Genomic DNA, 24,247 nt, shown 5'->3' on the forward strand with positions numbered 1-24,247 from the left:
GTTTAAAAAAATTTTGCTAAATAATTAAAAAATTATAGCAAATTAAGCAGATAAAATCTATTTGGCAAGTTGTCTTACAGTCGGCTAGCTGCCTACAATGATGTGATTACAAATTGGGCAATGTTAATTTTCACACAGATATTATATGCTTTGCTTATCAAAAGTTGTGAAAACTTACCTTATAAAACTTTACCTTATAAAAAAAGAGCACCGCTATGAACTCTCTCAAATACAGCTATCATCAACACGCTGTAACCCGTGTTTTTAATCAAAAGAAGACAGCTTTTAATCAAAAGCAGTTGGCTAAAGCAGTCTTTGTATTAAGCCTAATATCCGGCCAACATTATGCGTTAGCAGCGCCTGTATCGCCTGTATCAACTGCTCCAGTTCAGCAATTTTTGTCAGATACAGCCCCATCTACGCCGACGCCTATTACCGCTACGCAAACGCTGCAAACGGCATTGACATCCGCCCATGAGCAAAACTTAGCTGCGCAAAAAGCGTGGCTGCGGTTGTTGTATTATCCTGAAACAGTCACCACAAAACAGCCCTTTGAAAGTCGGGTCAACAATCGTTTTAACTCACAAGCAAGCCAACGACAATTTTTTGCCAGCGCGCAAGGCGCCAAAAATCCCCAAGCAGAACTTGATGAAATCCTCACACAGTTATTTCACCCTACCCAAAAAAATAATGCCTCTGTCCAATGTCGCTTTCCCGCTCGTACACAGTGGCTCATTGAAAACTTAGCCATCGATACCTCAAGCATACCCAACCAACATTGCGATGCACTCGATTCATGGCTACAGAAAATCAATCCCCAATCCGTCTCATTAATTTTCGCCAGTGAGTATTTAGATAGCCCACCGTCTGCGTTTGCCCATAGTTTTTTGCGATTTGATAATGCCGACCTTAGCAATCAGTACTATTTGAACTTCACCCCGAAAATCACCGACGGTGAGCATTTTTTAAAATTTGCTTACAAATCTAGTATTGGTGGCAATGCGGGCGAATTTACCATGACCAATTATCAGCAAGGTATCAAAGAATATTTGCAAGATAATGGGCGCAATGTATGGCAATATCAGCTCAATCTCACCGATAAACAAGTTAAACAACTTGCCTATCGAACTTGGGAAATCAAAGACCAAAACTTGCCCTATTATCTGTTATCCGATAATTGCGCCTCTGAAATTTTGGTGTTACTAAATTCTATTTTTCCCGATAAAAATTTTTTAGTGACTGATTCCCCAATGATTTCCCCTGCCCAAGTGGTACGCATGTTAAACCAGGAAAATTTGATTCGCTCTACCAATTTTAGTCCTTCCACACCGACTGTTGTGCAAGCGCAGTTAAATGCCCGCAACGCGGCAGATCATCCCAAGGCTTTTAACAATACCAATACCAATACCCATCAAGATCGGCCGTTAAGTCCTCAGATATTGCCTAGCCGCGACAATCCTGTACTGGCTAATCCTTTAAGTCGATTTGATATCGGGGTCAGCCAGCAGTCGTTTGACAGGGTCAGTGGACGACCGAAAGTAGATAGTAACCAGGCTATCACGTTAAATTACCGCATGGTATATCGTGATGCGTTAGATAAAATTGATGGCTATCCCATAGGCTCACAACTGACGGCATTGAGTATGGGTCTTCGCATCCATGACAACGCTGACCACCAAGATACCGTGCAACTTGAGCAACTAGGATTATTTGATGTGCGTTCATTGCATCCGATTAATAGCGCAAAAAAAGGTATTTCATGGGGTGGTAATATTGGCTTACAGCGAGTCTTTGATGGTATCAAGGGTAGCAACAGTAGCAACAAAGATGACCACAGCGTTACAGACAATCATTTGGTCGCAAATATCAGCGGTGAATTTGGTAAAAGCGTGGCACTAGGTAGCGCTGCCCCAGACACAGGCGATATGCCCGCCAATATTTGCTATGGCTTGGGTACTATTGCAGCGCAGTTTGGTAAGGGCTTATATCATGGTTATCGCGCTGGGCTTGGCGTCAATATTGGATGCAATGCAGAATTGCGTCCAAATTGGCGCGCGATATCAGAATTAACACTGCCGTTTTGGATAAGTGGCGATAGCGATAACGAAAGCTACTGGCAGCCCAAACTCAGTATTGGTAGTCAATATGATATCAATCAAACCAATGCGATTCGGGTTACCGCTAGCCGTGAATGGTTGCCAAAGTCTGACAATATCGATAACGTTGATGAGGTTGCGCTAAAATGGCTACACTATTTTGATTGACTTCCTCCCCTCCCTATCGTTCGGGGATTCCTGCTCCCAGACGGTCAAGCCCGACCGCAAGAATGTTCCGACTGGCATTAATATCTCTATCATGCCATGTGCCACACATTGCACAAGTCCATTCTCTTATTCGCAAACCTGCTCTACCTTTCGGACTATTGCGGTCAATTTGACCGCAACACGAGCAAGTCTGGGTAGTGTATTTCTCATTCACGATTTCAAAACGGCAACCTGCGTTCTCGCATTTGTAGGTCAGTTGTCGTTTGAGTTCAAACCAACCTGCATCGTAAACCGATTTGGCTAGTTTGCCTTTTTTACTGTTAAATTGGCTAGTTCTAACGTCACCTACCACGATTAGGGCATTAGCCTTAACTAATTGGGTGGTGAATTTGTGGATTAGGTCTTGCCTTGTGTTTTTGATTTTGGCATGGATAGCCTTGATACGTTTTTTGTTGTTTGAGCGTTGGGCTATAGCTAATTGTTTTGCATATTTTAGCGTTTGTTTGATTTGTAGTTTATCGCCATTTGAGGCGGTGGCACTGTCTTTTAAGCCTAAGTCAACGCCAATGCTACCTGTACCGCATGATTGTTTGGGGTAGTCTTTGACGGTGATACAGGCATACCAACGGTTACGGCTGTCTTGGACGATTTCTAGTGTGTTGATTTGGTAAAGCGATAGGTTGTAGCTGTCCCATAGGTCGATGACTAGTTTTTGTCCTTTGGCTAAAGATAGTTGTAAGGTGGATTTTAAGCCTTTTTTACTTGTTTGGTGGGTAGCAATGTGTTTGATGGCGGATTGTTTAAAGGGTAGCCAGCCTAATGATTTACGTTTTGAATTTGGGTTGTTGGTTCGCCATGATAATTTAGCTTTTTTGAATTGTTTTCTAGCTTTGGCGTGGGTTTCGTTGATGGCTTGAATGGTTTGCGAGTGTAACCCCAGTAATTCACCGCTACCTTTGGTGTATTCGTTTAGGTCGTAGGCTGAAAGGAATTTGCCAGTTTTTTGTAGGTGCTTGTAACTCAAGTCATTGACGTAGTTCCATACGAAATTGACCGAACCGCTTAGGCGGTTGAGTTTATCAGTATGTTTGTCTCGTATGCGTAGCTTGAGTGTTTTCATGCAAATTATTTTAGCAAAATTTATGCAAGCGTTATAGTGTATGAGTTGCCTTATATCCACCGCCTAAAGTCGGTGGTTTTACGGCAACAGAGGATAAAAAAGTCCCAAGTATGGCACATAGCAATACCCTGGGACTTATCAAGCATGGATTAAAGTTAAGAGCTTAGCACTTCACGCGCTTTTTTGCTTTTTTTAATCATCATAGCCAAAAGCTGTACCGCAGCTGGCGTGACGCCGCTAATGCGACTGGCTTGGGCAAGCGTGGTTGGGCGCACCTTTTCAAGTTTTTGCACGATTTCATTGGAAAGCCCAGAGATATCATGATAAGTAAAATCGTCTGGAATCAGCGTGTGTTCAAGTTTTTTCATCTGACCGATTTCAACTTGCTGACGATCGATATAACCGGCGTATTTGACACCAATTTCAATTTGCTCACCCACTTCAGCAGACACGGGCGATTCGGTCAATTCGCTAATATCATCAAATGACACATTCGGACGTTTTAACAAATCAAGCGCGTTATTCTCTTTGGTCAGTACTTCGCCGGTTTTATCGATAAATGATTGACCCAGCGTATTAGTGGGCGTTGCCCAAAGCGAGCGTAAACGTGCGGTTTCTCGCTCAATCGCTGTCATTTTATCGCTATACACTTGCCAGCGCGCATCGTCCACCAGTCCTAAGTCACGACCAATTTCTGTTAAACGTTGATCGGCATTGTCTTCCCGTAGCAGCAGACGGTATTCGGCACGACTGGTAAACATACGGTACGGCTCTTTAGTGCCATGGGTGATGAGATCATCTACCAACACACCGATATAGGCTTGGTCGCGGCGCGGTGTCCAAGCATCCAGTCCTTGGGTGCGACGTGCGGCATTTAAGCCAGCTAAGATACCTTGCGCAGCCGCTTCTTCATACCCTGTCGTTCCATTGATTTGACCGGCAAAAAATAGGTTATCAATCGATTTGGTTTCAAGGCTTGGTTTAAGATTTTGCGGGTCAAAATAATCGTATTCAATTGCGTAGCCAGGACGCAAGATGTGCGCATTTTCCAGCCCTTTCATCGAGCGTACTAAAGCTAGCTGGATATCAAATGGCAGACTGGTTGAAATCCCATTGGGATAAAGCTCATGGGTGGTCAACCCTTCAGGCTCAATAAAAATCTGATGGCTGTCTTTATCAGCAAACCGATGAATTTTATCTTCAATCGATGGGCAATAACGAGGACCGATGCCTTCAATCACACCTGAATACATGGGTGAGCGATCTAGCCCACTGCGGATAATGTCGTGGGTGCGTTCATTGGTATGGGTGATATAGCAGTTGATTTGGCGCGGATGCATGGACACATCGCCCAAATAGGACATGACTGGCAGTGGTGTATCCCCTGGCTGCACGGTCATGACACTAAAATCCACTGTGCGCGCATCAATGCGTGGTGGCGTGCCTGTTTTGAGACGTCCAACGGGCAGCTTGAGTTCACGCAATCTATCTGCCAAACGGATGGAAGGCGGATCGCCTGCACGTCCACCTTTGTGGTTTTCTAGTCCAATATGAATAGTACCACCTAAAAAAGTGCCAGAGGTCAACACCACTGCCCCGCAAGCAAATTCAATCCCCGATTGGGTAACCACGGCTACCGCTTTGCCGTTTTCAACCAAAATATCATCCGCCGCTTGTTGGAAGATATCCAAGTTTGGCTGATTCTCTAAGGTATAGCGAATCGCCGCTTTATATAAAATGCGGTCTGCTTGCGCGCGTGTGGCACGGACAGCGGCACCTTTACGGCTATTTAACACACGAAACTGAATCCCTGCTTTGTCGGTTGCAAGCGCCATAGCACCACCCAACGCATCGACTTCACGCACCAAATGCGACTTGCCAATCCCGCCAATCGCAGGATTACAGCTCATCTGTCCCAAGGTTTCAATATTATGCGTCAATAACAGCGTCTGCTGGCCCATGCGCGCAGCAGCTAGCGCCGCTTCTGTGCCAGCATGACCGCCACCAATCACAATTACGTCGTAAATTTTAGGGTATTTCATCGTGTCACCCATGATTCGCTTGTCAATAAAAACTGACAATTATACCATGCTTAAACGGCTATCAATTATTTTTTTATCAATGCCAATCATTGAGTATTTGGGGTGATATTTTGCTTCAACAATTACCAACGACATGACGAAAAAATCTAACTCATAAAAAAATCCAAGTCATTCGGCTTGGATTTTGATTCATTCACGGATTCATATTTATTATGAATCGATTTGGCTATCGCGGATGATTAGTAACTCATCTTTTAAACTCGTGACTTTAAGTTCGTTGGCATCATTAAACACTTGAATGTTAGCGCCTTTGCTATCTTTATAATCTTTATGACGACGAAAGTTGTGCTCAATTTCAAAACGAACCACCGTCTCAAGCAATGATTGCAATTCTGCCAACGTATAATGTTCCCACTGAATTTCAAGATGTGGGGCTAATTTACCTGTAATCATACGAACTCTATTATCAATTTTGACGACTTTGGTGGTCATGCTGATGCTCCAATATTTTTATTAGTAATTATGAGTTTCATCAATAAATGCGGCTGGATGAACTAAAGATTGCTTTAATGCTAACGGATTAACCGGCTTTTATCAAGCAAGATTCATAGACTGGGCAATCACCCCAACCACTCTAGCCACTGCTATAAATTGTCTGTTCACTGGTGAAATTAGTCATTTAATGAAAAAATAGGCGCGCTGAACGCTCTTGGACGCCTGAAAACAGCCTCATCTTGATAAAATGCGGGTAGCACATTGTCAGCACTATAGCCAGGGATACCCATCACAGGTAACGGCTGAAAACTTTTGGAGGATAGCTTAACTGCATTACCCGCCAAATCTGGTATTGCCATTTGGTGAAATAGCTTAGCAATTGCGGTATCAAGCTGGTTTCTCTGACTGTCTATAGATTGCTCAAACCAACCCTCATCTACTAAAATCAGCAAGGTATGACTGGTGATATTTTTTCTTGGGTTAACCAATTTTTCAAGCAGGGCATGACCAAATGGAAAAAAGGCAATGGTACGATGTTGACCCAACCAATTTGTTCTATGCGTGACCAAAGCCGTTTTCCATTTAAAGGCTTGTAACTGTTCAAGCAATAGTCTATCTGAACTCACCACAATGCCGCCATTTTCATCAAATACCGTTAACGCATTACGCAGCGCTGTTCTGGCGTTATGAATACCATGTTGCAAAATATCTTTGGCATGGCGTTCGTTAAATACCGCTTTGGACTGCGGAAAGTTTAGCCAAATTAAACCGTTCAGCAAATCATGGTGATTGTCACGGGTTGGGATTTTACCTGTGTTGGCAATAAAACTCTCATAAGCCTCACCCTCAGGCAGACACGCTTGTTCAACAAAGCGAATCGGTAATTTTTCAAAATTGGCTATACGGCTGGCGTTTACGTCCTCAAATCCATCCAAACAAGCGTTCAAATTTTCAACAATATTGATGGCATTGATAGCAGGGGCATAACTGTGTGTTGCCTGACTGTGTTTTGCGTCAAGCTCCGGAAAATACGGAAAATAAGTCAAATAGTGATACCAAGGTTTATCAAAATCAATGCTGGCGTTGGTGGGATGAGTTACTGACATAAATACAATCTGACAATATAAGAATAAGAAAAATAAGCGTAGGCTGAACCAAAAATATTAGCTTACTTCAGCCTAGCGCGATTTTTTGCATCGCCTGTTTGATATAATAAGCGATTTTTGGCGCGATGTTGCAAAACATCATATAATAAGATACAGTCATTCAAATTTTACCACCCAGTAGAAGTAGAGTTATTACATGCATATTTTTCTAGCTCGCAATAATGTGCAAGCCGGCCCTTATACCCTTGAACAACTCAATCAAATGCTTGCGACAGGGCAAGTGTTACTCACTGATTTGATGTGGCATCAAGGGATGGATAACTGGAACACAGTCAATGCGATGACGGATGGGCAATTTTTTTACCGTCCAACGATGGATGAAAGCTTGCCAGTCGATACCCACCAACGCGAGCAGCCCGCCTCTGATGAAGCAGATTATATTATTAACAACACGCCTAATCCTATATCGCCTTCAGAAGACGCTGAGAATGTTTGGGATCGGTATTCGGCGAATAACCCGCACAAATCTCCTAACCCTACCAAGGTCACATTGACCAAAAAACTTAGCTCAAACCAAGACATTGCTCATGCCAAAAAACAGTTAGACCTTGCCAGCATCGGTAGTCGTATCGCAGCAAAATTGGTAGATACCCTGCTTATGGTATTGGCGTCGTCGCCCCTGTTCATCTCCCTGTATAACAGCCCAAATTTTGATAAATTACTCAAATGGGCAGAAGCAGGACAAACCCGATTGACGTCTGCCCAGCAGATGGAACTTATGTCAGCGTTACCTGAGCATATATTGCTGCTAACCAATATTTTGGTATGGGGCTTAATCATTGCGCAAGTCCTATTATTGATGCGCCGTGGTCAGAGCATCGGTAAGATGATAATGGGCATACGTATTTTGGATCGCCAATCCAATGCCATTCCTGGATTTTTTAACTTAATCATTATGCGTGGGTTATTTACCACATTGGCTTATTCTTTATCCATTTTTGGTTTGGTTGTGTTAGTCATTGATTTGGTCATGATGCTCACCAGCAAAGAGCGATTAAGCCTACATGATAAAATCGCCAAAACTTATGTGGTACGTGCCGATGACACCCAAACCACGCCCCTTGCGTTAAAACCTGATTAGAGTAAATTAAAATCATCAAACCGTGTGGTATAACCATGCGGTTTTTTTATGCTCAATTGCCAACAAGCCTCGCCACGCGCTAGGTATTTCACCTCAAAATGCGTGCGTTCACTATGATGGGGTACTTGGGTTTTCTCCACCGGTACTTGCCAAACTGTCTGTGCTTTATGCTCAGCTTCCTCTATATAACTTTCAATATTACTGGCAAGTATAAGCTCGCCATTTGGTTTTAACCGAGACAGCAACCACTCAAAAAACGGCATGTTAAGCCAGCGTTGGTTGGGGTTATGCGGCTCTGGATTGGGGTAAAGAATAAACACCCCTGACAAGCTTTGCGCGGGCACAGCATGGGTGACCCAAGCAATGGCATCGGCATGAATAGTGGTTAAATTAGACAACTTTGCTTGATTCGCCATTTTTTGCATGGCTTGATATTTTTCTGCGGTACGTTCAATCGCGATGAGATGGGCATTGGCATTATCGCTGGCAAAACTCAGCGCATGCTTGCCTTTGCCTGCACCGATTTCAAGAAAAATGGCAGGTTGCTGCCAAAACGTTGCGGCAAGTGGCTGAAAATCTCTGGGATGACGGATACGATCGGGTTGAAACGGTCTAGTAAATTGATGACTTAGCATGAACAGTTGCTTGATTCGCCCAAAAAAAAGGATTTATAGTATACTATGGCAAATAATCCGATACACCATTTTTCAGAATACCTTTTGTTTATGTCTAAAACCGAGCCCACCCCATCAAATGCACCTGTCAAAACTTATCCCTGTCCGCGCTGCGGCAAACCCACCGTTTGGGCAGATAACCCCACTAAGCCATTTTGCAGTGCACGCTGTAAGCTCATTGATTTAGGCGCTTGGGCAAATGAGGACTATAAAGTCGGTGCAGAAGACACCCCGTTTAGTGACGAATTAGACGCTTTTAAATAATGTAGATTTGATTGGTTAGTGATTGCGCTAGCTATGATTTGCTAACTATGATTCACTGACTATAATTAAAGGAATCCCCATGAGCTCTTATTTACTCCCCACCTACAAACGCCAGCCCATTAGCTTTGTTAAAGGTCAAGGTAGTTACCTTTATACCGCTGACGGAACGCCGTATTTGGATGCGTTAACAGGGATTGCTGTCTGTGGCCTGGGGCATTGTCATCCGCGTATCACTGCCGCGATTGCCGATCAAGCCGCAACGCTTGTGCATACCAGCAATCTTTTTGGTATTGATTGGCAAGAGCGCGCGGGTGAAAAGTTATGCCAAGTCGCAGGCATGGATAAAGTATTTTTTGCCAATAGTGGTGCCGAAGCCAACGAAGCGGCATTAAAAATGGCGCGACTGTTTGCATCAAATCGTGGGCAAACCCAAGCCAAAGTGATTGTGATGGAAAAATCGTTTCATGGACGCACCTTACTGACCGTATCCGCTACCGCAAATCCAATGGCTAGAGCAGGATTTTTTACCTTAGATGATGATTTTATTCGCGTGCCTTTTGGGAATATTGAAGCGATTAGCCAAGCGATTGCCGATAACGACAATGTTTGCGCTGTGATGCTTGAGCCTATCCAAGGTGAAAGTGGCGTCAATACCGCTGCCAATGGCTTTGATTTTTTAACCCAAGTTCGTAAAGTTTGTGATGACCATGACTTACTAATGATTTTAGATGAAGTGCAAACGGGCAATGGTCGTACGGGGCGATACTTTGCTTATCAATATTCATCCATCAAACCTGATATTTTGACCACAGCAAAAGGGTTGGGGAATGGTTTTCCTGTGGGTGCGTGCATGACCAGCGCAAAAGCCAATGATATTTTTAGCTATGGTTCACACGGCTCAACGTATGGCGGTACACCGCTTGCTTGCCGTGTGGTTAGCGAAGTGATTGATGTCATTGATGATGAAAATATGATGGCAACTACGCTAAGCAATAGCGCAGCATTGATTGAGCAAATCACCAGCGAGCTGGGCAGCCAAGGGGTTACTGTACGCGGAAAAGGCATGATGCTAGGGGTGGTGATGCCACAGGATCGCGGCATTGCATTTGATAGCTTGGTCGATAAAGCGCGTGACAATCATCATCTAATCATCAATGTGGCAGGCGGTAATGCCATTCGTTTATTACCACCGCTTAACATGAGTGCCGATGAAACCAGTCAAATTAGTGAACGCATTATTTCACTTATCCAATCAGCCCTGTAGTTTTTTTGCACTTAATGATAAAGTTAGCCGATTAGTCAATATCGGCTTTTTCATCGCAAACTTGCCAGTCAACCGTTTGATTTTGACAAGATGATATAATAGCTGTGTTTTATATTGGGGTAATTTTATGACAACCATTGCTGTTTTTGGGCACAAAAAACCAGATACCGATGCTATCGTATCCGCCATCGTCATGACCTATTGGCTCAATCAACAAGGTATTGATGCCAAAAGTTACCGCTTAGATGATATCAATCAAGAAACCAAATTTTTAATGGAACTGGCTAAAGTCCGATTACCAGAATTACTCACCCATCTTGAGCCTGACCAACCCGCTGCTTTAGTCGATCATAACGAAAGCCAGCAATCGATTGCCAATCTAGCAGATGCCCATATTTGTTACCTTGTCGACCATCATAAACTCGGTGATTTAACCACTGCCGAACCTGCCTATATTCGTTTTGAGCCTGTCGGCTCTACCAGCACCATTTTATATCAAATGTTAAAGGAAAGAAATTTGCTGATTTCTCAGCAAATGGCAACATTGATGGCAGGTGCAATCATATCTGATACGCTTAATCTGACAGGTCCTACCACTACAGACAGTGACAAGCAAGCGTTACAAGCAGTCATCCACCTTGCAGGGATTCACGATATAAACCGCTTTGCCAATCAATTATTCGATGCAAAAAGCAATATCAGCGACTTAACGGATGATGCGTTAGTCACTACCGATTATAAACAGTTTATGTTCTCAAATAAAAAATGGGCAATCGCTAGTATCGAAACTGTTAAACCTGATGTGGTGTTTTCGCGCATTGAGGGCATCCAACAAGCCAGTGAACTAATCCGCCAAAGAGATGGCTTGGATTATATGCTAGTTATTATTGTTGATATTTTACAACAGCAGTCTTGGGCGGTTAGTAGCAACGACGCACAAAATGAAATCATTGCGCAAGCATTTAATACTAGACTCAATGATAAATTGCTTGATTTGGGTCACTTGGTCAGCCGAAAAAAACAATTTGTGCCTACTTTAGAAGCATTTTATGCCAAATAGTCAGTTTTTAATCCACAAAAAAGGGCTAAATTGTTAGCCCTTTTTTATATTCAAAAATATTTTTTATGCTTCAACTTTACCCAAATTCGGAAACTTTACCGATAAAATCGCTGTCACTGTTAGCACGGCGGCAATAAAGCCTAACGAGATAGCCATCGGTACATGGAACACATCAAGCAGCAGCATTTTTGCGCCAATAAACACCAAGATGACACTAAGCGCATAAGGCAATAAATGGAATTTATCCGCCAAACCCGACAACAAGAAGAACATCGCCCTTAGACCCAAAATAGCCAGCAAGTTTGCCGTCAAAACAATAAACGGGTCGGTAGTGACCGCAAAAATTGCAGGAATCGAATCCACCGCAAAAATCACATCCGACAATTCAACCAAGATAAGTACCACCGCTAACGGGGTAAAATATTTTACGCCATTTTTGATGATGGTGAATTTATCACCGTGCATATCATCAGTGACCCTCAGATATTTTTGCAAAAACTTATACAGCCCTGACTGCTTTGGGTCTTCTTGCTCATCGTGGTTTTGCCACATTTTTACACCCGTGTACAGCAAAAACGCACCAAAAATATATAAAATCCAGCTAAACTCCGTGACAAGCCAAGCCCCTGCAAAAATCATCACCGTCCGCATGACAATCGCACCAATCACCCCGTACAGTAAAATCTTCCGTTGCATCGCAGGCGACACCGCAAACGCCGCAAAAATCATCAGCCATACAAAAACGTTATCAATGGCGAGCGATTTTTCCAGTAAATATCCTGTAAAAAACTCCCCTACTTTTTGAGTGGCGATAGCATTGCCAAAATTTTGTGATAGGTACCACCATAGACCGCCTGCAAACAACACAGACACGCCCACCCAAATGGCACTCCAAATACCCGCTTGTTTCATCGAAACCGCTTCACCATTTTTTGGGGTTTTAAAGGTAAAAAAATCAACCAATAATAGTATTGCTACGATAGCAAAGAACACAGCATACAGCATGGGACTGCCAATGCTCATGGGTTCTGTCATTTGATTCACTGCTGCAAGTAACATTATCGCTCCTTAGTATGCATTTACAAACTATGGCTGGCAATAAGTCAAAGGATTTTGGGAAATGCTAAGCACAAAAAAACCTTGACTCACACCGACCAAATATGTGGTTGTGTTAAGTCAAGGTCTGGCTTACTATTTGATAATTAGCTCAATATATGGCTAAAAAATAGCTGATTTACCGGTAAGCGGCTACTTACGTAATGACGATAAATCACAAACTGCTGAAGTGAGAAGTTACTCCCCTTGATAGCGATAATGTAGCAGATTAACGACGACTTATCAATTGAATTTATCAATCAGTAAATTTTGAATTTATTGTTTATGTTAGCTAGCGTCTTTGTGTTTAACAAGTTAATTAAATACTTTCCCCGCACAGTTAGGATGGTAAACTAACAACCATGCGTAAAATTATTCATATCGATATGGATGCGTTCTTTGCCAGTGTTGAGCAACGGGATAATCCTGAGTTACAAGGTAAACCATTGGTGGTTGGCGGTGATCCCAATGGGCGCGGTGTCGTCGCAGCAGCAAGTTATGAGATACGCAAGTTTGGTGTGCATTCTGCCATGTCATGCTATCGAGCCCGTCAACTATGCCCCCAAGCAATTTTTGTCAAACCACGCTTTGAGGTATATCGTGAAGTCAGTGAGCAAATTCGTAACATCATGCACCAATATACGCCACTGGTCGAACCTTTATCACTGGATGAGGCATATCTGGATGTGACCGATAGCCCGCATGAAAAAAATTCTGCAACGCTAATCGCCAATCGCATTCGCCAACAGATTTTGCGACAAACGCAGCTGACCGCTTCAGCCGGGGTGTCTTATAACAAAATGCTTGCCAAAATCGCGTCAGATTTAAATAAACCCAACGGAATTGCGGTTATCACACCTGAGCAAGGATTGGACTTCATCGCCAATTTACCGGTAAAAAAATTTCACGGGATTGGCAAAGCCACCGTCAAAATGTTGCATGACATGGGTATATTTACAGGATTGGATTTACGCAATACGCCCGCGGACGTATTAAAACAACGCTTTGGCAAACGGGGTGATTTCTTTCACCAGATTGCACATGGTATTGATAATCGAGAGGTTAAAGCTGAGCGCAACCATAAATCTGTCGGTTCTGAGACAACGTTTGTGCACAATACCATGGATGATAAAGTCATTGTGGCTGCCTTATATCGCGAAAATAGCCAAGCGTTTAAAGATTTACAAAAAAAGCAGCGTTACGCTCGCACCATCACCATTAAAATCAAATATAGCGATTTTAGTGTGATTACCCGCTCTCATAGTATTTCCTCGCACTTTGAGCAAGAATCTGATGCCCATTATTGGATTCAATGGCTATATGACCATACCCCAAAACTTTTACCTGTACGTTTGGTTGGAGTGACTTATTCAAATTTGCTGCAAGCTGAAGCCTCGCCACAGATGCCATTATTATAAACCACTATAAACCAAATTTTGCCAAGATATTTTTTAGCTAAACGTTCAAAAAATTTTTATGTAAATGCTAACAACAGCAAAACCCTGCTATGTTGCAGGGTCTTACTTTATTGTTATCCTACTTAATTAAAATTAGATGAGTCTAACTTTAATCTAACGATGGTTAGGTAAGCTGTGCTACGTTAATTTTATTTGCTTCTTCAGTATACTCGCTCATACGGTCGAAGTTTAAGTATTTGTAGATATCAGCTGACATGCTGTTGAGCTTACCAGCATATTGTTGATATTCTTCGTTGGTAGGTAGTTTACCAAGTACCGCAGCCACCGACGCCAACTCTGCAGAAGCCAAGTACACGTTGGCACCTTGACCTAAACGGTTCGGGAAGTTACGTGTCGAAGTTGATACAGCCGTTGATTTTGGTGCGATACGCGCTTGGTTACCCATACACAGTGAACAACCCGGCATTTCAGTACGTGCGCCCGCTTGTGCATAGACGTTGTATAGACCTTCATCCATCAATTGACGTGCATCCATTTTTGTGGGTGGTGCAATCCATAGACGTGTGCTTAAGCTACCCGCAGGTACTTCTTTTAGCAACGCACCCGCTGCACGGAAGTGACCGATGTTGGTCATACATGAACCGATGAATACTTCATCAATCTTGTCGCCCGCAACGTCAGCCAAAGTTTTGGCGTCATCTGGGTCATTTGGACAGCAAAGAATCGGTTCTTTGATGGCGCTCATATCGATAGTGATGTCAGCGGCATATTCTGCATCTGCATCAGCACGTAATAACGTTGGGTTGGCAAGCCAGCTTTCCATACCTTTGATACGGCGTGCAATGGTACGGGCATCGCCATAACCTTCAGAAATCATCCATTTGAGCAGGGTGATGTTTGACGTTAGGTATTCTTTTACTGATTCTTCAGACAGGGTAATAGTACAACCTGCGGCTGAACGTTCGGCAGAGGCATCTGATAATTCGAATGCTTGTTCAACAGTTAAGTCTTCTAAACCTTCGATTTCTAAGATACGGCCGTTAAATACGTTTTTCTTACCGGCTTTCTCAACGGTCAATAAACCTTCTTTGATGGCTTGGTAAGGAATGGCATGTACCAAGTCACGCAAGGTGATACCAGGCTGCATTTCACCGACAAAACGTACACGAACTGATTCTGGCATATCTAATGGCATCACACCGGTTGCTGCAGCAAACGCCACTAGACCTGAACCTGCTGGGAACGAAATACCCATTGGGAAGCGGGTATGTGAGTCACCACCCGTACCAACGGTATCAGGCAATAGCATACGGTTTAACCATGAGTGAATAATACCATCACCTGGACGTAATGATACACCGCCACGATTCATGATGAAGTCAGGGAGTGTGTGCTGAGTTTCTACATCGATTGGTTTTGGATAAGCTGCCGTATGACAGAATGATTGCATGACCAAATCTGCAGAGAAGCCTAAACAAGCCAAGTCTTTTAATTCGTCACGGGTCATAGGACCTGTGGTATCTTGCGAACCCACGGTGGTCATTTTTGGTTCACAATACGCACCAGGACGAATGCCTTCTACGCCACAAGCTTTACCGACCATTTTTTGCGCTAAAGTATAGCCTTTACCGGTGTCGACCGGTTGTTCGGGTTTTGCAAAAATGTCAGACGCGCCCAAACCTAGATATTCACGGGCTTTGTTGGTCAAGCCACGACCTACAATCAATGGAATACGACCACCGGCACGCACTTCATCGAGGAGCGTTGGTGATTTTAATTCAAAAGTCGCAATCACTTCATCAGAATCATGTTTGGTGATTTTGCCGTCATGTGGGTAGATATCAAATACATCACCCATGTTAAGTTTGCTAACATCCACTTCGATAGGTAATGAGCCAGCATCTTCCATAGTGTTGAAGAAAATCGGTGCGATTTTACCACCCAATACCAGACCGCCAGCACGTTTGTTTGGCACGCCTTGGATATCATCACCCATTAACCATAACACTGAGTTGGTCGCTGATTTACGGCTTGAACCGGTACCGACCACATCACCCACATATGCCAATGGAATACCGTCTTTTTTCATCTCTTCGATTTGTTTCATCGGACCAATCACGCCGTCTTGGTCTGGCACAATGCCTTCACGCGCATTTTTTAGCATGGCTAATGCGTGCAGTGGGATGTCTGGACGTGACCATGCATCTTGGGCAGGTGACAAATCATCGGTATTGGTTTCACCGGTGACTTTGAAGGTTTTGTAAGTGGCTTTTTTTGGTACTTCTGGACGGCTGGTGAACCATTCGGCGTTTGCCCAAGATTGTAACACTTCTTTGGCTACTTCATTGCCCGCTTCCGCTTTTTCAGTGACATCATTAAAGGCATCAAATACCAATAAGGTTTTTTTCAGCGCGTCGCCCGCACCTTTGGCCAATTCTTTATCATCTAATGCTTGGATTAATGGTTCTACGTTGTAGCCACCTTGCATATGACCCAATAATTCAATCGCTTTTTGTTTTGAAATCAGCGGCGAAGTGGTTTCGCCTTTAACGATGGCCGCTAGAAATGCCGCTTTAACATACGCTGCTTGGTCAACCCCAGGTGGAATACGGTTTTCTAATAAGTCTACAAGTGTCGCTTCTTCACCCGCTGGTGGATTTTTTAATAGTTCAACCAAATCAGCCGTTTGCTGTTCGTTAAGTGGCTGTGGCACAATACCCTGTGCCGCACGATTTTCGACGTGTTTACGATAGTTCTCTAGCATGAATCGTCCTCATAGTCATGTAAGATTATTGTGTTAACCATGCGTCTGCAAGCCCTCTTCACAACACAGTTGAATTTTGAAATGGCTACTAGCCAGCATGGCTTTGGCTAAAAAATTTAACCCTTCTAATATACTTGAAATGTGATGAAATGTTAATGAGAAAATACGTTTTTGTTAACATAGCCATTATTTTTTAAAAAAATAGCCCAATAATTTTTAATAAATGCGTTTGAGCCGATTGTCGCTTTTTTACTATGATACAAAATAACTTTGGCTGTGTACTTTAAACAACAAAGCTTATCCCAAAATAGTTTAAATTCGTCAGCATAGATTTCTGTTATAATAACCCCCTAAAATCTGCTAAGTGAATTCAAGGATTAATCATAGCAATGACCGACACTGTACAAACTTTTGCCCCTTCAACGCCGCGCACCGATAGACCCATCGCTCGTGACAAATCAAATTGCGACAAGCCAAAACGTCCTGAAGTGGGTGAAAAACTACGTGGCCATGATAAAGTTGCCCGTATTCCAATTAAAATCATTCCAACGGTAGAAACCCCAAAAAAACCTGACTGGATTCGCGTCAAGCTGTCATCGCCGAGTGAAGTGGCGCGCATTAAGTCAACTTTGCGTGAACAAAAGCTGTATACGGTGTGTGAAGAAGCTGCCTGCCCTAACCTGCCTCAATGTTTTGGTGATGGCACCGCGACCTTTATGATTATGGGAGATATTTGTACCCGTCGCTGCCCATTTTGTGATGTGGCGCATGGTCGCCCCAACGCGCTTGATGAGCTTGAGCCCATTCACACCGCTGAGACCATTGCCGGTCTAGGATTAAAATATGCGGTGATTACCTCGGTTGACCGAGATGATTTGCGTGACGGCGGCGCGGAACATTTTGCCAATGTCATTAAAGAATCTCGTCAGTTAAGCCCTAATTGCTTGATTGAGATTTTAGTCCCTGATTTTCGGGGTCGTGAGCAAGTGGCACTTGATATCTTAAGTAACACAGCGCCTGATGTGTTTAACCACAATATCGAAACCGTGCCACGTTTGTATAAAGCGTTTCGTCCAGGGTCGGATTATCAGCATTCATTACAGTTGTTAAAAGATTATAAAGCGCGTCGCCCGGATATCGTCACCAAATGTGGTTTTATGGTGGGTCTTGGCGAGACCGAAGAAGAGGTTTATGCTTTACTTAATGATTTAAAGGCGCATGATGTCGATTTAATTACCATCGGTCAATATTTGCAGCCAAGCAAATCGCACGCCCCAGTTGATAGATTTGTGCATCCGGATGAATTTGACCGTTATACGGCACACGGTAAAAAATTGGGCTTTGCAAATATCTGGGCAGGTCCGATGGTGCGCTCAAGCTATTTTGCCGATCGTCAATATTATGGTGAGCCTTGTCCGCGCCCTACCCGTGGTGCCAATCCGTTATCAGAAGCGGACATGAAAAAATCAGGCTGTTGATTTATGCGTTGATATGTGCATTGATTTGTGAATTTGTGCGTTGATTTAAAGCCGTCATTAGACGGCTTTTTTATGCTACCCTAATTATAAAATAACACACAGGAAATTTGCGATGAATAACAACTACACATTCTATCTGCCTAAGGTGCCGCCCGTTGCTACTTTACTAATCGTACATGGCATGGCAGAACACCAAGGGCGCTACCAACCTTTTGCGCAATTTTTGGCAAATCATGGTATTGCGGTGTTGACGTTTGACCATTTGGGTCATGGACAGCAAGCCTATGACAATGGTTGCTTAGGCTATATGGGTAACCCTAATCCTGCTGAGTTGATGATTGACAATGTGATGGACCATGCGCAGTTAATCGCTGAAAAATACCCTGATATCCCCCATTTTATCTTGGGTCACAGTATGGGGTCATTTATCGTTCGCTGTATTCTGCAGCGCTATGGTGAGCGATTTGCGGGCGCAGTGATTATGGGTACCTCAGATTTTAATCCATTGGCAAACTTGTTTGTGCCTGTAACCAAAAATCTCAATCACTTCACCACGCGCCGCACCAATCCAGTATTGGATAAGATTTTAAACCAATTTAATAACCTACCCTTTAGGAAAGAACCCGATTTACAAGGGTTTAATTGGCTCAATTCAGATCCCAAGCAAGTAAAAGCCTACCTTGATGACAAGCTTTGCGGCTTTCAGTTTACCAACAATGGCTATTTTGCGCTTATGTCGTTGATGCAAACAGGCACCAATAAGCATTGGTATCAACAAGTACCCCGACAGTTACCGCTACTATTTGTCAGCGGAAAGGATGACCCCGTTGGGCAGATGGGAAAAGGCATTCCGCGTATTGTTAAACGTTTGCAACAAAATAATTTTGCCTCGGTTAGCATGCAGCAATATGAAGCGATGCGCCATGAAATCTTGCTAGAGCCTAATCACCAACAAGTGTACGACGATATTTTGGCTTGGCTCTCTCACCATATCAATTAGCTTAAAATCCCTGAGTCTTACCACTAAGTCTTTAGGCGGGGTTTTATAACTGTCATGATGAATAGACTATTAGCCTCGTTTTGACACGCCAGTTGCTTGTTAGAAATATCGATGTGATGTATTGAAAGATTCGAAAAAACAACCATTTAATCTAAAGTTATTCATGGAGTTAAGTTATAGGAAATGTCATTGAGTACAACTGATAAAATTAAAGTGCGTTTAGATAAATGGCTCTGGGCAGCAAGGTTTTATAAAACTCGCACCCTAGCCAAGGAAGCGATTGAATCGGGACGGGTACACCATTTTGGCAATCGCGTCAAGGTTAGTAAAGAAATAGCGGTAGGCGATGAATTGACGATTCGTCAAGGGTCAGCCAATCATTACACCCAAAAGACGGTCAAGGTGCTGGCGCTGTCTGAAGTGCGCGGCAATGCCACTGCCGCCAGTGTGCTTTATCAAGAGACCGATGCCAGTATCAGTCAACGAGAATTTTTCACCGAACAAAAAAAACTTGCCAATCTTGCCCGCCCCGATCATCGCCCAAATAAAAAACAGCGTCGTCAGCTGAGCCGTTTTAGGGATATTAACCATTTTGGCAGTGATGAAGAAGGTTTTTAATTGGCTGTCATGGGGTCATAAAAATCCCGATTTTCCCTGTCATATTTCGTTATAATAAGCACTTTATCATTGCACTAGTCATTGCACTGGCGATGAGCAACTCTGCCAATTATTAACGATATTTTATGACCAATTTTTTTGAACCTAACCCTGTGCAGGCTAATGCTAGCTATGTGGATATTAGCGCATACAATACCATGGCATTAGCCTGTCAAGCCAAACAATTTATCCGTTTAACTCATCTGTCTGATATTGAGCCGACTTTTAAACAACTGGCAGCCCATCAACAAGCGTTTGTTGTGCTATCTAATGGCAGTAATATCATTTTGCCTGAAGTGTTGGACGCGGTTGTTGTGTCGCCCAGTCTTCAAGGTAAAACTATCCTGTCTGAAGATAGCCAAACAATAACACTTGAGGTGATGGCTGGCGAGGATTGGCATACGCTAGTAGTAGATACGGTCCATCAAGGTTGGTATGGACTGGAGAATTTGGCGTTAATCCCAAGCTGGGTCGGTGGTAGTCCCGTGCAAAACATCGGCGCATACGGGGTACAAGCTGAAGATGTGATAGACAGTGTAAAAGCGTTTCATATACCGAGTTTAACGTGGCATCATCTAAGCAAAGCTGATTGCCAATTTAGCTACCGTGACAGCCTGTTTAAACAGCAAGCCGGGCAATGGCTCATTACCAGCGTCATTTTTACCCTCAGTAAAACTGCTAAACCCAATACCCAGTATGGGGATGTGGCAAAAGTTGCACAGCACTATGCGAGCCTAGCGGGTCGCGATGAAGTCACCCCCGTGGATACCATGAATGCCATCATCGACATTCGTCAAAGTAAACTGCCCGATACCAACGACTTGCCCAATTGTGGTAGCTTTTTTAAAAACCCCATCGTCGCCAAATCTCAAGTTGACCAGTTACTGCAGAGCCATCCCAATCTAGTGCATTATCCTGTCAAAGATGCCCAAGGCAATTTGACCGATTACTGTAAAGTTGCAGCGGGCTGGCTTATTGACCAATCAGGGCTTAAGGGTAAAGGCATTGCACCGATTTTAACGCATGTGAAACAAGCCCTAGTATTGACTAACCATGCGCCAAAAATTGCAACGCAACGTGATGTTGCCAAAAGTATGCAATTTATACAAAATACAGTGCTTGAGAAATTTGGGATAAAATTGGAAGCTGAACCGGTTTGGATTGAATCTGATGGTAGCATTCGCCAAGCTCATTAATTACCTTGAGCGATTTTTTTCAACCATCAAACGGATTTTGACCGTTGTTGTATTGGTGGGGTGTTTGGTTACGCTCAGTTTTTTCACACCGCTGTTTTCTACCATTGTGTTGTTTATCTTAGATTGCTATCGCCTGCCAGAATCGGCGGTTAGCGTCAATCCTGCAACAGCGATTGTAGTGTTAGGTGGCGGATTAACCAATAACCAGCAAAATGAGATTGTGATTAACCAATTCACCGAAAGTCGATTGATTAAAGCAAGCCAAGTGTATCAGCAGACTGGCTTACCCATCATCGTCAGTGGTAAGGAGGCGCCATGGATGGCAAAGTGGCTGCAAAAAAAAGGCATTATGTGGATAGTGGCAGAAAAAAACAGCTTTAACACCTGTCAAAATGCAAAATACACCGCAGAAATGTTCAATGTCAAACAGGTGATTTTGGTAACAGACGCTTATCACATGAACCGTTCAAGACGGCAGTTTGCCATCAATGGAGTGTCTACTATTCCAAGTATCGCCCCATTACCAAAGGCAAATGATTGGCAGCATTTTGATCAGAATCTGCAGCATTCAAGACGTGCCTTATATGAATTATTGGCATTCGCTCGCGATCTTGTCAAACCCCAATACGACTGCCAACCGACCAATAAATAACTTATTTTTGAATCTCTACATTGGTGTAGCCAGCTGACTGCAAGGCAGATTTGGCTTGTTGGGCACGACCGCCACCACGGCTATACACTTTAATGGTATCTGATTTGGCAATGCCTTGCGCCGTTATTTTGGCAAGTAATTCATTGTGTGGAATATTAATGGCACCCGTAGGATGATTCACAGAATACTCTTCTGGGGTACGTACATCAATGACCACTGTCGCCGCGTTTGCTGTTGGCATCAATAATGCGCCCACCATAACAGCCGCGCCTAAGGCAAGCAACTGTTTCTTTGAAAGCTTAAAGATTTTAGGCATCAACATCATAATTTCCTTGTAGAATTTTGAGTTTTAAAACCAAGTTAAACCTCAGTGTTTAACCCACCATGATTATAGCATTCATTGTTCGCACTCAAATCACTGAGTTGCTTTGATTTGCAACCCATGTGTTTGTTTTGTAAGCATACATTCGGCTATTGGATGACTCTTTGATTACTCATGAATTACTCAGGCCACGCTGCGACATTTTGCCGCATTTATTTATGCCAAAATAAGCGTATAATGGTTTTTTTAACTTAATTCGTTTGTTTACGCCAAGTAATGGGGATGCCCGATGCAAAGCATGTATTTTTTGATTCCTATTAGTTTAGTGCTATTTGTATTGGGTATTTTTGCCATTTATTACGCCATCAAATCACGCCAATTTGATGATTTGGACAATGAATCTCAGCGGGTCATTTTGGATGACAGACAATTTCGCCGCGAACAATTGGGGCAAAATCCCGCCAAGCCTTCATCTTCTCAGCCTCCAAAAGTACAAGACCCTAACGACGAGCAAAAATAACACGTTGGTGTTATCTTTCTTCCTGCTGATTTCTTTCTATTGATTTATTTACTTTTTTTGAAAAATTTTTAGACTTTTTTGGAGCATTTTATGACCTGGGCATTATTTTTGGCAGCCTTTAGCATGGGGCTGTTTGGCTCACCGCACTGTCTGGGTATGTGCGGTGGCATTGTGACGGCGTTTGGGCTGTCTATGCAGCATGTATCTGATAGCAAAAAAAATGGCTTGATTTTGACTTATCATTTGGGACGCCTCATCAGTTATTCATTGCTTGGATTGATTGCCAGTCTTGTTGGGGTGGCAATCTTTCAGTCTATTATGAGCAATAGTGCGCCAAGAATTGTACTGGGTGCGGTATTGGTGTTGATTGGGCTTGCGATGCTTGGGTTACCGCTGTTTAATCAGTTAGAAAAGTTCGGGATGCGCTTTTGGCAATCGCTTGCCCCGCTACGCAAAAAAGTGTTTCCGATTGATAGCTTTGGTAAAGCCTTGTTTGCTGGCTTGCTTTGGGGATTTTTGCCGTGTGGATTGGTGTATGGTGCGCTCATGATGGCGATTGCTGGCAACAACATCGCTACAGGAGCGGCTCTGATGTTTGTATTTGGACTGGGTACGATGCCGATGTTGATTGCCACGCAAAAAACTGTGGGTATGCTACAGTCGAGTATTAAACACTTTCGCCTTCGCCAAATTAATGGGGTGATTATGATGTTGTCTGGACTTGCGGTGATTTTTATTCCGATGATGATGCACCATAACCATAACCATAACCATGGTTCACATAATCAAGGTTCACACAGTCATGCCATGAATGAGACGAGTATGCACCATGATATGTCGACGATGAATCATTCTGCGTCTAGTCCTGCTTCTATGCCAGCTTCGACTACTATGCCTATCAACCATAATATGAGTGATGATATGAACCATAATCATAACATGAATCACGACATGCACAATATGCAGGATATGGATAAGCACCATGAGGTGGCGATGCCTGCCAGTACCAGTCCCTAATCACTAGTTACTAGTTACTAGTCAGTAATCATTCATTTATATTGCCCAAAAAAACAAACCTCTTAATCGGTATATTAAGAGGTTATCGGTTGCGAATTTTTCAGTTTTACGCTTAACTTATAATTTACATTTCTACCGCGTCATCGCCTTCGTCAAGATAGATGATATCGGTTTCATATTCAAACGCTTCATTTAACATATCTAACATTTTTTACTCCTATCCTTCTTTATCCAATGATTATGGATTTTTTATTCATTTTAAGGCTTTTGCCATTTTTTAGTTGTTTACTTACTACTTACTATTTTACGTTATCAATGCAACGTCATAACGTCATAATATTTAACGTGAGTTTGATGACATTAGCATGAAATTCCTGTGACAGGAATATGAATTTACAAAAAATTACTTTTATGGAAGAATAATCCAGCTACTGAGCAGGTTTGTCAGTGTCGCTAAGTAGTTTTAGGTATGCTTTTAAGTCTTTTTTGCTGTTCGTCATAGGCCTGTTTTTGGACGCGGTAAATTTCATACACGCACAATTCTTCGCAGCCGTTGTCGCAACATTCCCAGTCTTCGGGATAGGTAGGTTCTTCAATTAGGCGCTCGCCATTAGGTAATTGATTTTCCATCATTTTCTAAATCTTCTTTTTTGCTATAACACGCTTATGATGAGCCAATAATTATTTATTATCAGGTC

22 protein-coding genes are annotated in these 24,247 nt (G+C 43.0%); 13 read left to right on the plus strand and 9 right to left on the minus strand.

The window, feature by feature from the left end; all coding sequences use genetic code 11:
• The first annotated feature begins 215 nt into the window (after positions 1–215).
• Positions 216–2,264, plus strand: a complete 2,049-nt coding sequence (locus tag RTS09_RS04880) for an Lnb N-terminal periplasmic domain-containing protein (RefSeq protein ID WP_312534843.1) — start codon at positions 216–218, stop codon at positions 2,262–2,264.
• Positions 2,265–2,277: 13 nt separating this feature from the next.
• Here the strand turns inward: RTS09_RS04880 and RTS09_RS04885 are convergent, their stop codons facing one another.
• From RTS09_RS04885 to RTS09_RS04900, 4 genes are all read right to left on the minus strand, one after another.
• On the minus strand, positions 2,278–3,384 hold the full coding sequence (locus tag RTS09_RS04885) for an RNA-guided endonuclease InsQ/TnpB family protein (RefSeq protein ID WP_312534845.1): 1,107 nt from the start codon (positions 3,382–3,384) through the stop codon (positions 2,278–2,280).
• 155 nt (positions 3,385–3,539) lie between these two features.
• Positions 3,540–5,426 (minus strand): tRNA uridine-5-carboxymethylaminomethyl(34) synthesis enzyme MnmG, encoded by a 1,887-nt coding sequence (gene mnmG / locus RTS09_RS04890; RefSeq protein ID WP_312534847.1) that lies wholly within the window; start codon positions 5,424–5,426, stop codon positions 3,540–3,542.
• A gap of 210 nt (positions 5,427–5,636) precedes the next feature.
• Positions 5,637–5,918 (minus strand): hypothetical protein, encoded by a 282-nt coding sequence (locus tag RTS09_RS04895; protein WP_312534849.1) that lies wholly within the window; start codon positions 5,916–5,918, stop codon positions 5,637–5,639.
• A gap of 179 nt (positions 5,919–6,097) precedes the next feature.
• Positions 6,098–7,027 carry a DUF3025 domain-containing protein gene (locus RTS09_RS04900; protein ID WP_312534851.1) on the minus strand — a complete coding sequence of 310 codons (930 nt, stop codon included), beginning with the start codon at positions 7,025–7,027 and terminating at the stop codon, positions 6,098–6,100.
• 196 nt (positions 7,028–7,223) lie between these two features.
• Here RTS09_RS04900 and RTS09_RS04905 point away from each other — a divergent pair, with 196 nt between their 5' ends.
• Positions 7,224–8,168: an RDD family protein gene (locus tag RTS09_RS04905; RefSeq protein ID WP_312534854.1), complete on the plus strand. Its 945-nt coding sequence runs from the start codon at positions 7,224–7,226 to the stop codon at positions 8,166–8,168.
• On the opposite strand, the gene RTS09_RS04910 is transcribed toward RTS09_RS04905, so the two are convergent.
• Positions 8,165–8,803, minus strand: a complete 639-nt coding sequence (locus RTS09_RS04910; protein WP_312534857.1) for a methyltransferase domain-containing protein — start codon at positions 8,801–8,803, stop codon at positions 8,165–8,167. The genes RTS09_RS04905 and RTS09_RS04910 overlap by 4 nt on opposite strands.
• A 90-nt stretch (positions 8,804–8,893) precedes the next feature.
• Between RTS09_RS04910 and RTS09_RS04915 the strand changes: the two genes are divergently transcribed.
• The 3 genes from RTS09_RS04915 (at position 8,894) to RTS09_RS04925 (ending at position 11,430) form a co-directional block, all read left to right on the plus strand.
• A complete protein-coding gene (locus RTS09_RS04915) occupies positions 8,894–9,106 on the plus strand; it encodes a DNA gyrase inhibitor YacG (RefSeq protein WP_040404327.1) in 213 nt (70 codons plus the stop codon).
• A 79-nt stretch (positions 9,107–9,185) separates the two neighbouring features.
• Entirely contained in the window at positions 9,186–10,370 is a 1,185-nt protein-coding gene (locus RTS09_RS04920) for an aspartate aminotransferase family protein (protein ID WP_312534859.1), read from the plus strand.
• A 127-nt stretch (positions 10,371–10,497) separates the two neighbouring features.
• A complete protein-coding gene (locus RTS09_RS04925; RefSeq protein WP_312534861.1) occupies positions 10,498–11,430 on the plus strand; it encodes a manganese-dependent inorganic pyrophosphatase in 933 nt (310 codons plus the stop codon).
• Between the two features lie 63 nt (positions 11,431–11,493).
• Here the strand turns inward: RTS09_RS04925 and RTS09_RS04930 are convergent, their stop codons facing one another.
• Entirely contained in the window at positions 11,494–12,453 is a 960-nt protein-coding gene (locus RTS09_RS04930) for a TerC family protein (RefSeq protein WP_312535018.1), read from the minus strand.
• A gap of 434 nt (positions 12,454–12,887) precedes the next feature.
• Between RTS09_RS04930 and dinB the strand changes: the two genes are divergently transcribed.
• Complete coding sequence (gene dinB / locus RTS09_RS04935) at positions 12,888–13,943, plus strand: DNA polymerase IV (protein ID WP_312534864.1); 1,056 nt, start codon at positions 12,888–12,890, stop codon at positions 13,941–13,943.
• Positions 13,944–14,106: 163 nt separating this feature from the next.
• On the opposite strand, the gene acnB is transcribed toward dinB, so the two are convergent.
• Positions 14,107–16,707, minus strand: coding sequence for a bifunctional aconitate hydratase 2/2-methylisocitrate dehydratase (acnB, locus tag RTS09_RS04940; RefSeq protein ID WP_312534867.1), 2,601 nt, complete (start codon positions 16,705–16,707; stop codon positions 14,107–14,109).
• Positions 16,708–17,096: 389 nt separating this feature from the next.
• Here acnB and lipA point away from each other — a divergent pair, with 389 nt between their 5' ends.
• The 5 genes from lipA (at position 17,097) to RTS09_RS04965 (ending at position 21,690) form a co-directional block, all read left to right on the plus strand.
• Positions 17,097–18,185, plus strand: coding sequence for a lipoyl synthase (gene lipA, locus RTS09_RS04945; protein ID WP_312534869.1), 1,089 nt, complete (start codon positions 17,097–17,099; stop codon positions 18,183–18,185).
• Between the two features lie 112 nt (positions 18,186–18,297).
• A complete protein-coding gene (locus RTS09_RS04950; protein ID WP_312534872.1) occupies positions 18,298–19,185 on the plus strand; it encodes an alpha/beta fold hydrolase in 888 nt (295 codons plus the stop codon).
• A 183-nt stretch (positions 19,186–19,368) separates the two neighbouring features.
• The gene (locus RTS09_RS04955; RefSeq protein WP_036598052.1) at positions 19,369–19,803 is read left to right on the plus strand and encodes an RNA-binding S4 domain-containing protein; all 435 of its coding nucleotides are present in this window, start codon (positions 19,369–19,371) and stop codon (positions 19,801–19,803) included.
• A gap of 125 nt (positions 19,804–19,928) precedes the next feature.
• Complete coding sequence (gene murB / locus RTS09_RS04960; protein WP_309596576.1) at positions 19,929–21,038, plus strand: UDP-N-acetylmuramate dehydrogenase; 1,110 nt, start codon at positions 19,929–19,931, stop codon at positions 21,036–21,038.
• On the plus strand, positions 21,013–21,690 hold the full coding sequence (locus RTS09_RS04965; RefSeq protein WP_312534875.1) for a YdcF family protein: 678 nt from the start codon (positions 21,013–21,015) through the stop codon (positions 21,688–21,690). Before murB ends, RTS09_RS04965 begins: the two co-directional genes overlap by 26 nt.
• Position 21,691: 1 nt before the next feature.
• Here the strand turns inward: RTS09_RS04965 and RTS09_RS04970 are convergent, their stop codons facing one another.
• Positions 21,692–22,015, minus strand: a complete 324-nt coding sequence (locus RTS09_RS04970; RefSeq protein ID WP_312534877.1) for a rhodanese-like domain-containing protein — start codon at positions 22,013–22,015, stop codon at positions 21,692–21,694.
• A 286-nt stretch (positions 22,016–22,301) separates the two neighbouring features.
• On the opposite strand from RTS09_RS04970, the gene ccoS reads away from it, so the two are divergent.
• Positions 22,302–22,532 carry a cbb3-type cytochrome oxidase assembly protein CcoS gene (gene ccoS, locus RTS09_RS04975; protein WP_312534879.1) on the plus strand — a complete coding sequence of 77 codons (231 nt, stop codon included), beginning with the start codon at positions 22,302–22,304 and terminating at the stop codon, positions 22,530–22,532.
• A gap of 90 nt (positions 22,533–22,622) precedes the next feature.
• Positions 22,623–23,549 (plus strand): sulfite exporter TauE/SafE family protein, encoded by a 927-nt coding sequence (locus tag RTS09_RS04980; RefSeq protein WP_312534881.1) that lies wholly within the window; start codon positions 22,623–22,625, stop codon positions 23,547–23,549.
• A 453-nt stretch (positions 23,550–24,002) separates the two neighbouring features.
• Here RTS09_RS04980 and RTS09_RS04985 read toward each other — a convergent pair whose 3' ends face one another.
• Positions 24,003–24,182: an oxidoreductase-like domain-containing protein gene (locus RTS09_RS04985; RefSeq protein WP_282841191.1), complete on the minus strand. Its 180-nt coding sequence runs from the start codon at positions 24,180–24,182 to the stop codon at positions 24,003–24,005.
• Positions 24,183–24,247 lie beyond the last annotated feature (65 nt).

Origin of the sequence: Moraxella sp. CTOTU47618 (assembly GCF_032017425.1) — a bacterium.
GTDB classification, from domain to species: Bacteria; Pseudomonadota; Gammaproteobacteria; order Pseudomonadales; family Moraxellaceae; genus Faucicola; species Faucicola tetraodonis.

Coding starts and splice junctions, on each gene's coding strand:
- RTS09_RS04880 (WP_312534843.1), top strand. CDS start 216: ATGAACTCTCTCAAATACAGCTATCATCAACACGCTGTAACCCGTGTT.
- RTS09_RS04885 (WP_312534845.1), bottom strand. CDS start 3,384: ATGAAAACACTCAAGCTACGCATACGAGACAAACATACTGATAAACTC.
- mnmG (WP_312534847.1), bottom strand. CDS start 5,426: ATGAAATACCCTAAAATTTACGACGTAATTGTGATTGGTGGCGGTCAT.
- RTS09_RS04895 (WP_312534849.1), bottom strand. CDS start 5,918: ATGACCACCAAAGTCGTCAAAATTGATAATAGAGTTCGTATGATTACA.
- RTS09_RS04900 (WP_312534851.1), bottom strand. CDS start 7,027: ATGTCAGTAACTCATCCCACCAACGCCAGCATTGATTTTGATAAACCT.
- RTS09_RS04905 (WP_312534854.1), top strand. CDS start 7,224: ATGCATATTTTTCTAGCTCGCAATAATGTGCAAGCCGGCCCTTATACC.
- RTS09_RS04910 (WP_312534857.1), bottom strand. CDS start 8,803: ATGCTAAGTCATCAATTTACTAGACCGTTTCAACCCGATCGTATCCGT.
- RTS09_RS04915 (WP_040404327.1), top strand. CDS start 8,894: ATGTCTAAAACCGAGCCCACCCCATCAAATGCACCTGTCAAAACTTAT.
- RTS09_RS04920 (WP_312534859.1), top strand. CDS start 9,186: ATGAGCTCTTATTTACTCCCCACCTACAAACGCCAGCCCATTAGCTTT.
- RTS09_RS04925 (WP_312534861.1), top strand. CDS start 10,498: ATGACAACCATTGCTGTTTTTGGGCACAAAAAACCAGATACCGATGCT.
- RTS09_RS04930 (WP_312535018.1), bottom strand. CDS start 12,453: ATGAGCATTGGCAGTCCCATGCTGTATGCTGTGTTCTTTGCTATCGTA.
- dinB (WP_312534864.1), top strand. CDS start 12,888: ATGCGTAAAATTATTCATATCGATATGGATGCGTTCTTTGCCAGTGTT.
- acnB (WP_312534867.1), bottom strand. CDS start 16,707: ATGCTAGAGAACTATCGTAAACACGTCGAAAATCGTGCGGCACAGGGT.
- lipA (WP_312534869.1), top strand. CDS start 17,097: ATGACCGACACTGTACAAACTTTTGCCCCTTCAACGCCGCGCACCGAT.
- RTS09_RS04950 (WP_312534872.1), top strand. CDS start 18,298: ATGAATAACAACTACACATTCTATCTGCCTAAGGTGCCGCCCGTTGCT.
- RTS09_RS04955 (WP_036598052.1), top strand. CDS start 19,369: ATGTCATTGAGTACAACTGATAAAATTAAAGTGCGTTTAGATAAATGG.
- murB (WP_309596576.1), top strand. CDS start 19,929: ATGACCAATTTTTTTGAACCTAACCCTGTGCAGGCTAATGCTAGCTAT.
- RTS09_RS04965 (WP_312534875.1), top strand. CDS start 21,013: ATGGTAGCATTCGCCAAGCTCATTAATTACCTTGAGCGATTTTTTTCA.
- RTS09_RS04970 (WP_312534877.1), bottom strand. CDS start 22,015: ATGATGTTGATGCCTAAAATCTTTAAGCTTTCAAAGAAACAGTTGCTT.
- ccoS (WP_312534879.1), top strand. CDS start 22,302: ATGCAAAGCATGTATTTTTTGATTCCTATTAGTTTAGTGCTATTTGTA.
- RTS09_RS04980 (WP_312534881.1), top strand. CDS start 22,623: ATGACCTGGGCATTATTTTTGGCAGCCTTTAGCATGGGGCTGTTTGGC.
- RTS09_RS04985 (WP_282841191.1), bottom strand. CDS start 24,182: ATGATGGAAAATCAATTACCTAATGGCGAGCGCCTAATTGAAGAACCT.